The sequence below is a fragment of the Mycobacterium sp. SMC-13 genome (genome assembly GCF_045311035.1).
Lineage (GTDB): Bacteria > Actinomycetota > Actinomycetes > Mycobacteriales > Mycobacteriaceae > Mycobacterium.
The window spans coordinates 112706-125585 of record NZ_JBJIAI010000005.1; the positions used below are offsets into that span (position 1 = coordinate 112706).

The following is a 12880-nucleotide window of genomic DNA, read 5'->3' on the forward strand; positions in this document are numbered from 1 at the left end:
GGCAATGTGGGGTTCTGTGGCGGTGCTGGCACTGCCGATCGCGTTCGATCCGGTGCGCCTCGGCGTCAACCTGTTGCTGATCTCCCGGCCGCGCCCGGCGCAGAACCTGCTGGTGTACTGGGTCGGCTGCGTGGCCGCGAGCGTCATGCTGCTGTTGCTTCCGCTGCTGGCGCTGCACTTCACCGACCTGGCGTGGGTGCACGACCTGGCCAACCCGCGCACCACCGCGAGCGCGACGATGCGGCACCTCCAGGTGGCCGTCGGCGTGCTGCTGCTCGTCATCGCGGCAGTGACGGCGGTGCGGATGGTGACGCGCCGGCGCACACCGGACGACGACGTCTCACCCGTCTCGAAGTTGTTGCACAGGGACCCGGACGCGCCGCCGCGGGGCGGCCTGCTGGGACGCGCGCAACGCGCCTGGGAGAGCGGGGCGCTGTGGGTCGCGGCGGTGATCGGCTTCTGGGCCGGCCCGAACCCGTCGCTGGTGCTGTTCGCGCTGACGACGATCCTGGCGTCGGGCGCCGCCATCGGCACACAGATCGCCGTCGCGCTGGTGTTCATCGTCGTCAGCCTCGCCGTCGTCGAGGTGGTGTTGCTCTGCAATGTCGTCGCACCGGCGAAAACCCAAGCGGCACTGCGGAAAGTGCACGACTGGGTCGGCGGCTACCGGCAGCAGATCGTGGTGGCGATCGTGACGCTGGTCGGCCTGGCGTTCGTCGCGCAGGGTGTCGGTCTGCTCTAGTCCCGCCGAAACGGCATTCCAGCAGGCCGCTACCCGCACTTTCGCTGCGTAACAGCAATTTCGGCGGTCGTCCCGTCCCAACCTCGGGCGTGCATCGCTCGGATGGCACGCGCAACGACATCGGCTTTGCGGTCTTCCTTGATCACTCGCATGACGTCCCAGCCCAGCCGAGCCAGCTTGGGCAGCACGCGCAGGTCTTTCACGTACTGGGCGCGATCGGTTTGGTGCTGACCGCCGTCGTACTCCGCCACCACCTGGAAAGCCTCCCAACCCATATCGACGGTGCGAACCACGCGCCCCCACTCGTCGAGGATCGGGATCTGCGTCGTCGGCCGCGGCAGACCTGCATCGATGTAGAGCAACCGCAGCCGACTTTCGGGCAGTGACGCTGCACCACCGTCCACCAGCGGCAAGATCTCCTTCAGCTTCGCCACCCCGCGGGCGCCCCGGTACCGCTCGGCAAGGTGCATCACCTCGCCGAGCCGAAACGGGCGTGCCCGCATCAACGCGTCCAACCGCTCCAGCGCCTGGCCGCGCGGCAGAAACCGGCCGAGGTCGAGGGCTGTGCGCGCCGGCGTCGTGACGGGTAGTCCGGCGACGCAGGTGATTTCGTCAGCACCGAGCCGTTCATCGCGGACGATGAACCCGCGCGGCACCCGGTTGTGCGGCGCGATCAACTCGACGCAGACGTCATCGTCGACCCACTCCGCGCCGTGTAACGCCGATGCCGCCAGCCCGGTCACGATACCGGCTCGGCGCGTCCACAGCCATGCGGCAATTGCGTTGTCCTGCAGTGACAGCGTGCGATCCTTCGGCACGTAGACGTCTGGATAGAGCCGCCGGTACCACCGCTGCAGCGTGTGCCTGGTGACGACGCCGTTGGCGATCGCCTCTGTCCCGATAATTACTTCCCCCATGGCCAGATACTGGCGCCAGGGTCCGACAAAACCGGCTAGCCGCGTGTCGAAACTGCGTCTACGCAGAGAAAGTGCGAGTAACGGCCTGCTGGAATGCCGTTTCGGCGGGGGTTGTGGGGCGGCGGGGTGCTCTAGGCCCGGCGTGGTGCGGCGAGGCGCTCGGTGCGGAGCAGGTCGACCTCGGGCAGTTCCAGCGGCGGCAGGTCGCCGACGACCTGTGACAGCAGATGGTCGGCCAGCTCCGGGTTCCGGGCCAGGCACGGGCCGTGCAGGTAGGTCGCGACCACGCTGCCCTGCACGACACCGTCGTAGCCGGAGCCCGCGCGGTTGCCGGCGCCCTTCTCGACGCGCGCCAATGGCTTGGCAAGTGGGCCGAGATCGGTTCCACCACGGTGGTTTTCGAAGCCCGTGAGCTTCTGTGTGAGGCCCTCGATCACCGGCGTCGACGTCACTTCCCCGATGGTGCGCTCAGGCTGCGGCGAGGTCGTGACGTCCAGCAGGCCGACGCCGTCGACGCGCTCGCCCGACGACGTTTCGTACCAGTGCCCCAGTACCTGGATGGCGGCACAGATGGCCAGCACCGGGGCGCCACGTTCGGCGGCGCGCTGCAGACCGGGGTACTGCAGCAGGTGGCGCGTCGCGAGCCGCTGCGCGTAGTCCTCGGCACCGCCGAGGGTGTAGAGGTCCATCGAATCCGGCACCGGGTCGTCCAGGGTGATCTCGACGATCTCGGCGTCAATTCCCCTCAGCCGCAAGCGCTGTCGCAGAACGACGGCATTACCGCCGTCGCCGTAGGTGCCCATGACGTCGGGCAGGACGAGGCCAATCTGGACGGTCATGCCAGCTCCCGGCTCAACTGCAGGAACGCCGTGTAGTTCGCGATGACCTCGACGTGCCCGGGCGGACAGGACTTGATGGCGGCCAACGTGTCGTGCACCAGCGTGTGCTCGACGCCCGCATAACCGAGGCGCACCGCGAGATCGGTACCGCGCTCGCCGGCCGACACGATAGGTGCCGGGAAGTCCACGAAATGCTCGAAGTTCACGTCCCACAGCCACGACAGGTCTTCGCCGTCGGGCACTTGGCCGTTGACCGAAATAACCGCTCCCGCAACATCACTGGAGACCATCGACAGCGCCTCCTGCCACCCGGCGGGATTCTTGGCCAGCAGCATGCGGACGGTGTGCTCGCCGACCTGCAGCGTCCGGTACCGGCCGGCGACCTCGTCGACCGTCGACACCGCGGCCACCGCGGCGGCAGGCGACGCGCCCAGCGAGACCGCGGCGGCCACGGCCTGTGTCGCGTTGCCGCGGTTCACCGTGCCGGGCAGGGCCAGCGTCATGGGTGCGGTGAAGCCTTCCGGCCCATAGATGTTCGTCTCGTCGTACCACCACTGCGGCTCCGGGCGCGAGAAGTCGGTGCCGGTCGAATGCCAGTGCCCGTTCTCGCGGACGATGACCTCACCGCTGCGCGGACAGCTCACCGAGTCGCCGGCCCAGCCGCCGCCGGCGGCGACCCAGACCACGTTGGGGCTGTCGTACGCCGCCGAGGTCACCAGGACGTCGTCGCAGTTGGCCACCACGACGGCCTTGGGGTGGCGGGCCAGCCCGGCCCGCAGCGTCCGCTCGATGTGGTTGATCTCGCCGACGCGGTCCAGCTGGTCGCGGGACAGGTTGAGCAACACGATCACCGAGGGGTCCACCGCGTCGGAGACGTGCGGCACATGCATCTCGTCGACCTCGAGCGCGGCCAGCGTCGCCTTGCGGGACCCGGCCAATGCGGCGATCAGCCCGGCGTCCATGTTGGCGCCCTCGCTGTTGGAGGCCACCGGCCCGAGGGTCGCGAGCGCCGCTGCCGTCATCCGCGTCGTCGTGGACTTGCCGTTGGTTCCGGTGACGACGACGGAACGTCGTCCGGAGCCCAGCTGACCCAGGATCGACGGGTCCAGCTTCATGGCGACGAGCCCGCCGATCATGGCGCCGGCACCGCGGCCCGTCACGCGCGACGCCCAGCGGGCGGCAGCGCCCGCGCCGAGCGCGACGCGTCCTCGTGCGGTGATCATCCCCGGAAGTCTAAGAGGACCGCCGCAAATGTGACGACACGTGTGAGGGCGCCCACTTACGGCAGCCGGATGCTCGGCCGCTTGCGCACGATGCCGTCGTCGAGCATCTGCTGGAAGTGGTCGGTGACGGTCTGCTCGATGGGCCGATATACCAATCCGAGTTCGCTCTGGCTGCGGCTGGCGTCGAAGACCAGCGGATAGCCCACGTTGGTGTCGACGAACTCGCGCGTCAGCCCGATAACCGGCGCGACGGCCTTCACGGCGACCTTGGGGACGTTGAGCCACGGGAACGGGTACAGCACGCCGAACTTGGCGCGCAGGATCTGGCCGATCTCCAGCAGGCTCAGCGAGGCGGCGTTGACCAGGTAGCGGTCGTGTGCGTCGGGCGTGTAGCCGGCGCGCACGTGTGCGTCGGCGACGTCGCGCACATCGACGATGCCCGAGGTCAGCTCGGGGGCACCGGTCAGCATGGTGCCGTCGGCGAACTGCTTCATGGTGGCCAGGCTGGCCGAGTCGCTGGCGCTCGTCAGGGACGGGCCGAGCACCAGGCCCGGGTGGATGGTGACCAGGTCCCAGCGGTTCTGCGCCTTCTGGTAGCGCCAGGCCTCCTGCTCGGCCACGGTCTTCGAATACGAATAGGGCTGGTGGTCGACGCTGCTGGTGGTGTTCCACTGGTCCTCGGTGAACACGCCGCCGGGGACGTCGCGCGATTCCCGCGCGTCGCCATAGATGGCCACCACGCTGCTGGTCAGCACCACGCGCTTGACGCTCTCGGTGCGATTGACCGAATCCAGCACGTTGCGGGTGCCTTCCAGCGCGGGGCGCACCAGCGATTCCTGCGCGTCGGTGACGCCTTGGAGCAGGAACGGCGAGGCAGTGTGCATGACGAGCTCACAGCCGGCCATGGCCTCGTCGAAGCTGCCGACGTCGAGCAGGTCGGCCTTGAAGAGTTTGAGCTTGCCCGGGTGGTCGGCCGACAGTTTGTGGAGGTGCTCCAGGCCGGTCGGCTTCTGCGGATTGCGCACCGTCCCGTGCACGGTGTGCCCCGCTTCGAGCAGGTAACGGACGATCCAGCTGCCGATATACCCGCTGGCGCCCGTGACGAGGACGGGCGCGTCGGGGTCGATCGTGGTCATGCCCGTGACGATAGCGTCGAGCACCTCGTCGAGGGCGGTCATCGCCTGATTCGGACGGCGACACGCTGTGGTGCCCGCCGAATCTTGTCAGGGGTCCGTGCCATCCTTGCCACGTGGGCGAAACCAACCTCGGCTGGGGCCGACCGGCCACCGATGCCGGTGCGGGTTGGGCCGTCGTCGACGTCGAGACGTCAGGTTTCGATCCCGGCCATGCCCGCGTCATCAGCGTCGCGGCGCTGGCCCTCGGCGACGACGGCAACGTCGAGCATTCGTTCAGCAGTCTGCTCAATCCGGGCGTCGATCCCGGCCCCACGCACGTGCACGGCCTGACCTCCGAGATGCTGGCGGGACAGCCGACGTTCGGTGAGGTCGTCGGTGACCTCGCTGCCGTGCTGTCCGGGCGCACGCTGGTCGCCCACAACGCCGGTTTCGACTACGCCTTCCTGGCCGCCGAGTGCGAGCGCGTCGGCGCGGTGCTGCCCGTCGACAGCGTCATGTGCACCGTCGAGCTGACCCGCCGGCTCAACCTGGGCACCGAAAACCTGCGCCTCGAGACGCTCGCGACGCACTACGGCGCGACGCAGATTCGCCCGCACGACGCCCTCGACGACGCCATGGTGCTGGCCCAGATCCTCAAACCGGCGCTGGCCGCGGCGCGTGAGCACCGGCGCTGGCTGCCCATTCGGAATGTGGGTCGCAAGCGCTGGCCCAGTGGCGCCATCACGCACGACGAACTCCGGCCGCTGAAGGTGCTGGCGTCCCGGCTGCCATGTGATTACGCCAACCCGGGCCGGTTCGTACCGGGACAGCCCTTGGTGCAGGGCATGCGGGTGGCGCTGTCGGCCGAGATGGTCCGCACGCACGAAGAGATCATCGAGCGCATCGTGCACGTCGGGCTGTCCTACTCCGACAGCGTCGACGCCCAGACCTCGCTCGTCATCTGCAACGAGCCGGCGCCCGTGCAGGGCAAGGGCTATCAGGCTCGCGAGCTCGGCGTGCCGCTGGTTTCCGACGCCGAATTCATGACGCTGCTGGGCCATGTGGTCGGCGGCTCGGATGTCGAGGAATTCGTCGACCGGACCCCGGCCGGCGACCAGTTCATGCTGTTCTAGCAGTCTCTGCTAAAAACTTTGGTCACTTTGATTGCGCTGGTCACGGTAGGTAACTAGCGTCACATTTCCGGCGGTTTCTTGTCGGTGGTTCGAACTAGTGTTCGATGTATGGGATTGGGTGATCCGGCTGCTGTCGAGGAGGCGTACGCCGCCTACGAAGCGGCGCATGCGCGGCTCGCGGCCTTGGATTACAGCGGTCTGGATGTGGCGACATTGTTGGCGTTGAAGTCCCGCCGCGAGAGGTTGAAGTGCGCCGCCGAAGCGGTCGATCACCAGATCCTGGCGGCCGCACAGACCCAGGCCACGGCCAAAGACATCGGGGCCAAGGATTGGCCTGAGGTGTTGCATGTGCGGTTGCGGATCAGCCGGGAGGAGGCCCGCCGGAGGGTGCGGGACTGCGACCACCTGGGCCCGCGCTCGGCGATCACCGGGGAGCCGTTGGGTCCGGTGTGGGAACTGGTGGCCGCCGCGCTGGCCGAGGGTGCGATCAACAGTGAGCACGTGCAGGTGATCACCTGGTTCTTCGGCAAGGTCCCGTTGTGGGCGGCCGACCCGGTCACGTTGTTGCAGTGCGAAACCGATCTGGTGGCCGACGCCCGGGTCAAAACCCCCGAAGACCTCCGCAAGGTCGCGGCGGACCTGTTGTACAAGCTGGATCAGGACGGCCCCGAACCCGACGACGACGAGCCGGACCCGAAGCGGTCGTTCGTCATGGGCAAGCAGCGGCCTGACGGACGCACCGACGTCACCGCCGAACTCGACCCCGAAGGGCGGGCTTACTGGGACGTGTTGTTCGAGAAGTACGCCGCCCCGGGTATGTGCAACCCGGCCGATCCGCAGCCCTGCTACTCCGGGACCCCGACCCAGGAACAGATCGACAACGACACAAGGACTGTGGCGCAGCGGCAGTACGACGCGTTCAAATTCGTGGGCCGGATGATGCTGGCCACCGGAACCTCCGGGGTGCACAACGGGTTCCCGGTCGCGGTGGTCGCCACCTGCACCGTCACCGACCTGGAAAAGCGCGTCGGGATGGCGCTCACCCACACCGGTACCAAGCTGCCGGTCAAGGATCTGGTGCGGATGGCCGCGCAAGGCTCGGACAACTACCTCGCCATCTTCGATAACCACACCGGCCAACCCCTCTATCTGGGCCGAGCAGCCAGAACCGCCAGCACAGCACAACGGTTTGCGTTGTTCGCCCGCGACCACGGCTGCACCCGACCCAACTGCACCGCCCCCGCCTCCCGCTCGCAGGCTCATCACATCACCAACTGGCGCGACGACGGACTGACCAACATCGACACCATGACCCTGGCCTGCGGCCGCGACAACCGCCTGGCCGACACCGGCGGCTGGACCACCACCATGGGCCCCCACGGCAGAACCCACTGGACCCCACCACCACTACTGGACGTCGGCCAACCCCGAACCAACCACTACCACCACCCCACGCTCTACCCGACCGAAGGTGAGGACGCCGATGGCGAAAGTGACAGTCCTGCAAGGTGAGTCACCGCCACCACCGATCGGGTGCGGCGTGGCACGAGGCTGCCCAGGGCTTGGGCCGGTGCCGAAAGCGGGTGTTCAGCCCGCGATGCGCCGGCTGAATGTGCCGTGGAACCCGATCGGCAAGTGGTGCTCCAAATGCGCAGTGGCCAGCGGCCCGTCCTCGATGGTGCGGGCATCGAAGATCACGAGTTGCGAACGATGGCTCCGCAGATCGTGATTGAGCACCAGCAGCCAACCGTCGTCCTCGGCGGCCGTGCGGGAGCGGGGTACGAACAACGGTTCACCCGTCTGGGCCAGACCGAAATCGAACGTGGTCTGTACGCCGGTTCGGTGGTCGATGCGCGTCACCGCGTTGTAGTGGCCCACGTCCTCGGTGGCCTTGCAGGCGTAGGTGACGTTGTGCTGCAGCGTCGAACGGCGCCAGTCGTACTGCGGGAATTCCATTGGCGCCGTTGCTGATAGCACCGTCTCGCTGATTCGTCCCGACTTGCTGATGCGGAAGCGCGAGAGGTGTCCGCGGGGCCACTCATCGATGGTCAGGTGCGCACGGGGATCGGTCGGATCGGCCGGGTCCTGCCACGCCTTACCGAGCTTGCCGAAGATGTCCGAGTCCTCGAACCGGAAGAACTCCACGACGGTGTCGGAGCCGTCCTCGAAGGCGTTGGTGACGTGGATGTGCGTCAGTGCCTCGTGCTCGATGATGCGGGGCTTGGACCCGTCCCGCGGCACCAGGGCGAACCGCGTCGAGCCGTTGCGGGTCTGGTATTCGAGGGCCTTCGCGAGCGATCGGGTTCGCAGCAGCGTCGGAATGTTGGGGCGCAACGGATCCAGCACGAACACCATGTGGTTCTCGGTGAGGGCGAAGTCGTGGTTCCACACCATGTCCCACAACTTCAGTGAGCTGATCTGGTGGCTCCGGCCGGCGCGGTCCACCTTGAAGCACCGCAGTCGCGGCGTGGGCAGCAGGTCGAGGCCGAAGTTGTAGACGTCGCCGGTGTGCGGATCCCATTTCGGGTGGGCGGAGAAGGAGCCGAGATAGCCGAGGCGGTCACCGTCGAAGCGCTTGTAGCCCAACGTGTCCAGTGAGTCCGGATCGATCTGGTACGGCGGGCCGCCCTCCCACATGGCCAGGAGTTCGCCGCAGATCGTGGCCATGTTGGTGTTGCCGGTGTTGGCCGGCGGCAGCAGGTTGCCGCGCAGGGTCGGGGCGTTGGTGGTGATGCCGCGCTGGCTCATCACATCGCCGCTGCGGTACTGCTTGGTGCGCACATAGCGGTTGGTGAAACGCACGGACTTCCCGTCGAGGACGAAACGGGACACCATGCCGTCGGCGTCGAACATGGTCTTGAGCACGGTGTCGCCGACCTCGAACTTGCCGGGGCCGATGCGGAACAGCGTGCCGGTCAGCTCGGGTGGCAGGGTGCCGTCGATGCGTGCGACCTGGTAGTCCATTTCGTCGTACAGCGACGCGAAGGCGCGGCCGTGCAACTGCTTGAGCGTGGGTTCCGCGGGCACTGTGGCTGTCATGCCACCTCCATCTGATGACGTGTGTCCTCAGTTTTGTGCCGCGCCCCGGCGATGTCAAGGTTTCAGGCGTCAACCGCCGAAGAGCAGGTACAGCCCCGTGAACGTGTAGCCGACCATCACCAGCATCATCGCGAGCTGCCCGGTGAGCTGATGGCGCTTGGGCAGTACGCGCAGCGCGCAGTCGTGTGCGGCGACGACGCCCGCGATGTGCCCCGCCACCACGAACAACACCTTCGTCGTGGCCAGCACCGACGGGTGCATGGACAGCACGTAATACACCTGCGCATCGTGCAGGCCCAGGAGCTGGAAGACGGTCTGCTGACCCTTCTCGACGAGATAGGTCAGGTAATGCGCGAACACGTAGCCGATGACGATCGGGATGAGGGAGTGCGCCATCAAACCGGGCAGCTCCCGGCGCCGCGCGCGGTCCACGCCGCCGGTGGCGCGGGCAGCGAGGCTGAACGACAGCGCGACCGTCGTGACAAACACCGCCAGCCCAAGGGTTTTCATCGCGGTGACCTGCCAGCCGCCGTGCGCGTGCGCTTCGACGAACCCCCGCCATGTCGGCGTCGCCGAGAAACTGTCGAAGGCCGTCGAGCCCAGCAGCACCGCGAGCACCGTCACCGTGGCCGGCCGGACCGGCAGTGTGGGTAGGTGATTGAACGGATTGCCGATGGCGATCTGCCCATCGGCGTTGCGCCGCACCGGCGCACACCGTGACGCCACCACGCTGTACACCTCGAACGGGTCGGCATGCGAGCACCACCGGGTGCCGCACACGACCGCCCCGGTCAGCGTCACACAGAGATAGACCAGCAGCCAGATACGCACGGCGCCAACCGAACCCGGGTCAGGGCTGGCCAGCTCGAGCCAGACGAACGCGAAGAGCCCGGCCGCCGCCGGCCAATAGCCGAGCCGCGCGGGATACGCGTCCCGGCTCAGCCGCAGCAGTCGGGCGATGGTCCGCACCGGCGACAACACCCGCCACACTGGGCCCAAAAGCACTGACAGCGCGACGATTCCGACCCACAGCAGTACGTAGAACACGCCCGGCAGCGGGTTGCCGGATTCGGCAGGCGCGACGATGGACGCCACCGCGACCCACACCGCGAACGCCAGAGCCAGCAGCCCGACCGTCCAGCGCGTGGCGGGCGCGTCGACGGCCGTCGTCACCCAGCGCGGCAACGGGCGTCCCGGCGTCTGCGGATCGAACCGCGGCTTGCGCCACGCCAGTGCCACCACCGCGAAGGTGAAGGTCAACGCCCATGCCGCGCCGATCAGGGCGTACGTCACGGGGATGGGCAGATCAGTCGATCCGCCCAGCCCGTGCGCGAGGACCGAAGAGGTCACTGCACCGTGATCGTGGCGACCGTCTTGTCCAGGTGGTGCAGCTCGACATCGACCTTGCCCGGCACGCTCACCGTGAACTGGAACTGCTGATCCTTCGCCGGCTTGATGTCGAAGGTGTGCTCGGGACTCGAGTGCACATGCAGCTGGTCGGCGGCGTCACTGTTGACCCGCAGGATGATCGGCTCGCCGAGTTTGGCCTGCACCTGCTGGTTGAGTGGCGTGGCGGTGCCGCCGGCGATGGTCACGTCGATGTAGACGCGCGCCGGCGGGGCCTGCTGGTTGCTGAACTGCGGTGTGGCACTTGCGGTGGAACTCGGTGAGTTGCCGGTCGACTTGTCGTTGCCACCGCAGCCCGCGAGTGCCACGGCAACAGCGCCGGCCACGGCGAAGGTCTTCACAAAGGTCACGCGGAACCGTCCTCATCGGTTGAACCTGTTGTCTCCGAATCGGTTTCGTCACCGTCGGAGCCGGCGCGCCGGTCTTTCATGGCCACCCAGGCCACGACCCCGGCCACGACGAAAGCGGGAGCGAACGCCGGCAGTGCCAACAATAGCGAGTGATCGGCAAGATAGGTCACGGCTGTCCGACGGGTTCCCTGGTCTCGGTGGCGCTGAACTGTTCGCGCGAATTGATCCGTCCCGCACCCCAACTCAGCAGGGCGATCAGGATCAGCGAGCAGACCAGCACGATCAGCGACGCCGCGGGGTACAGCCACGACGGCACGTCGAGGTTGCGTTCCCGCTGCAGGACCTTGATCTCCTCCATGAAGTCGCGGGTCGTCGAGATCGCGGGCGTTTCCTCGGCACCGATACCGGGGTCGGCCGGCAGATACACCGGGACCGCGGCCATCGTCCGGCCATCCTGCACGCGCAGCACCGTCTTCCACGTGCCCCAGACCGGGATCGGCCGGGTGGACCGGTAGTGGCCCGGACCCACCTGCTGCAGGTGGTCGACGACCAGGCCGCGCTCATTGGCGAGCTTGCCCTGCCACGCCATCAGCGTCACCCACTCCGGGTCGTCGCTGACGAGGTTGGTCGGCGTGATCTGGATGTCGGCGTTCACGAGGCGCTCACCGGCCGGGCTCGGTGCATCGGTGAGGGTGATCTGTGCGCGGGCGTGCTCCGGCACGGTGACGTTGAGGCCGTTGGCCACGGCCACGCCGATGACCAGGACCGTCGCGGTCACGATGCCGATGCCGACGGGACGTGCGGGCAGGCGCTGGCCGGTGAGTACCAGAGCAAGCAACGCGCCGCACATGCCCATACCGATGGCGACGGGCGTCGACATCGTCAGCGCCTCACCCCACATGCTGCTCGGCCACGGGGTGCGGTACATGGCGTCGATCCAGAACGATTCCAGCCACATGCCGACAGTGCCCACGCCCAGGCCGGCCACCGCACCGAACAGGATCGGGCGGTTGGCGAGGGGCGTCAGCCCGATCAGTTCCACGACGACGGCCGAGCCGAGGTAGAGCGCGAACCAGCTGTACGGAGAGCCGAGAATCGGCCCGACCGCCAGGATGACGAGGCCCCGGATGAACCAGGAGAATGCGATGGCGCCGAAGGTGGCGAACCGTCCGAGCGTCAGCCGGGTTGCCACCAGCGACATGGCCGCGGCGGCGGCGATCAGCATGGGGTGCAGCACCAGCCGGAACTGTTCGACGCCGAAGTCGTATTCGACCGGGAACACCGACAGGCCGATCACCAGACCGCCGAAGGCCAGGTACGGCAGCACCTTGCTGCGGGCGGCCGGGGCGTCGGCGCCCATCGCGATATCGCCCTCGCGCTCGAGCAGCAGCGTGGCGACCAGGGAAAGTCCGGCGCCGCCGATGAGCATCAAATGTGTTGGGCCCCAGAGCGTGACGTCCTGGCCGAAGATGCGGTGCCAGATGTCGTCGAGCGGAAAACCGATGAGCGCGTACAGACCGCAACCGGCCATCAGCACGCCGCCGACCGGCGCGTACCAGGTTTTGGTGATCTTGATGGCGGCCGGGCCGGGCTTGTCGTACGGCAGGATGATCGACAGCGAGCCCGCGATGAACAGCAGGAACAGACCGACGAGGATGAAGTAGTGGGCCGGGTTGGCCAGCGGGCCGGCGTCGCGGCCCTTGCCGATGTGCAGGCTGACGTCCCAGATGAAGCCGAACATCGCGCAGATGATGGTCGAGGTGAACAGCAGCGAGGGCAGCGCCACCCAGCCGGGCCGGTTCATCTTGTTGCCGACCTTGTCGGCCAGGTCTTTCAGCCAGGTGATGCGGCGTTGCCGGTGCAGATAGCCGATCCACAACAGACCGGCCGTGATGATGCCGGTTGCGATGGACATCCCGAGAACCTGGTCGAGGGCAGCGCCTCCGCCTTCGGTTCCGGCCGCGGCCACCACGGTGACCTGCTCGGCGAGCTGTGCTGCCATGTTCCACCCCACTATGTAGATGAACCCTGAACCTTACTCGTCGGTAATATTGCCAGAAGACCGCGTTTCAAACGGGAGTCCGTCTTCTTCTTCGGATTTTGACATCATGTGGC

Annotated in this window: 12 protein-coding genes; 3 read left to right on the top strand and 9 right to left on the bottom strand. The window is 67.5% G+C overall.

What is annotated here, in order from left to right:
* The first annotated feature begins 4 nt into the window (after positions 1–4).
* Positions 5–742 carry a GAP family protein gene (locus ACJH6I_RS09555; protein WP_406784016.1) on the top strand — a complete coding sequence of 246 codons (738 nt, stop codon included), beginning with the start codon at positions 5–7 and terminating at the stop codon, positions 740–742.
* 29 nt (positions 743–771) lie between these two features.
* Here ACJH6I_RS09555 and ACJH6I_RS09560 read toward each other — a convergent pair whose 3' ends face one another.
* The 4 genes from ACJH6I_RS09560 to ACJH6I_RS09575 all read right to left on the bottom strand — a co-directional run bounded on the left by ACJH6I_RS09560 (position 772) and on the right by ACJH6I_RS09575 (position 4899).
* Positions 772–1659 carry a hypothetical protein gene (locus ACJH6I_RS09560; RefSeq protein WP_318985346.1) on the bottom strand — a complete coding sequence of 296 codons (888 nt, stop codon included), beginning with the start codon at positions 1657–1659 and terminating at the stop codon, positions 772–774.
* A 131-nt stretch (positions 1660–1790) separates the two neighbouring features.
* Positions 1791–2498 carry a type 1 glutamine amidotransferase gene (locus ACJH6I_RS09565; protein WP_138250978.1) on the bottom strand — a complete coding sequence of 236 codons (708 nt, stop codon included), beginning with the start codon at positions 2496–2498 and terminating at the stop codon, positions 1791–1793.
* Positions 2495–3721 (bottom strand): Mur ligase family protein, encoded by a 1227-nt coding sequence (locus tag ACJH6I_RS09570; RefSeq protein WP_226519958.1) that lies wholly within the window; start codon positions 3719–3721, stop codon positions 2495–2497. Before ACJH6I_RS09570 ends, ACJH6I_RS09565 begins: the two co-directional genes overlap by 4 nt.
* Before the next feature lie 56 nt (positions 3722–3777).
* Entirely contained in the window at positions 3778–4899 is a 1122-nt protein-coding gene (locus ACJH6I_RS09575; RefSeq protein WP_318985347.1) for an aldehyde reductase, read from the bottom strand.
* 71 nt (positions 4900–4970) lie between these two features.
* Here ACJH6I_RS09575 and ACJH6I_RS09580 point away from each other — a divergent pair, with 71 nt between their 5' ends.
* The gene (locus tag ACJH6I_RS09580; RefSeq protein WP_406784017.1) at positions 4971–5969 is read left to right on the top strand and encodes a DEDDh family exonuclease; all 999 of its coding nucleotides are present in this window, start codon (positions 4971–4973) and stop codon (positions 5967–5969) included.
* 108 nt (positions 5970–6077) lie between these two features.
* On the top strand, positions 6078–7481 hold the full coding sequence (locus tag ACJH6I_RS09585) for a DUF222 domain-containing protein (RefSeq protein ID WP_406784018.1): 1404 nt from the start codon (positions 6078–6080) through the stop codon (positions 7479–7481).
* Positions 7482–7556: 75 nt separating this feature from the next.
* On the opposite strand, the gene ACJH6I_RS09590 is transcribed toward ACJH6I_RS09585, so the two are convergent.
* From ACJH6I_RS09590 to ACJH6I_RS09610, 5 genes are all read right to left on the bottom strand, one after another.
* The gene (locus ACJH6I_RS09590; protein ID WP_244872743.1) at positions 7557–9008 is read right to left on the bottom strand and encodes a carotenoid oxygenase family protein; all 1452 of its coding nucleotides are present in this window, start codon (positions 9006–9008) and stop codon (positions 7557–7559) included.
* A 69-nt stretch (positions 9009–9077) separates the two neighbouring features.
* Entirely contained in the window at positions 9078–10358 is a 1281-nt protein-coding gene (locus ACJH6I_RS09595; RefSeq protein ID WP_212807369.1) for a hypothetical protein, read from the bottom strand.
* Positions 10355–10765, bottom strand: a complete 411-nt coding sequence (locus ACJH6I_RS09600) for a hypothetical protein (protein WP_406784019.1) — start codon at positions 10763–10765, stop codon at positions 10355–10357. Before ACJH6I_RS09600 ends, ACJH6I_RS09595 begins: the two co-directional genes overlap by 4 nt.
* Entirely contained in the window at positions 10762–10935 is a 174-nt protein-coding gene (locus ACJH6I_RS09605) for a hypothetical protein (protein ID WP_212807367.1), read from the bottom strand. Before ACJH6I_RS09605 ends, ACJH6I_RS09600 begins: the two co-directional genes overlap by 4 nt.
* Complete coding sequence (locus tag ACJH6I_RS09610) at positions 10932–12767, bottom strand: hypothetical protein (RefSeq protein WP_406784020.1); 1836 nt, start codon at positions 12765–12767, stop codon at positions 10932–10934. Before ACJH6I_RS09610 ends, ACJH6I_RS09605 begins: the two co-directional genes overlap by 4 nt.
* Positions 12768–12880: the final 113 nt, after the last annotated feature.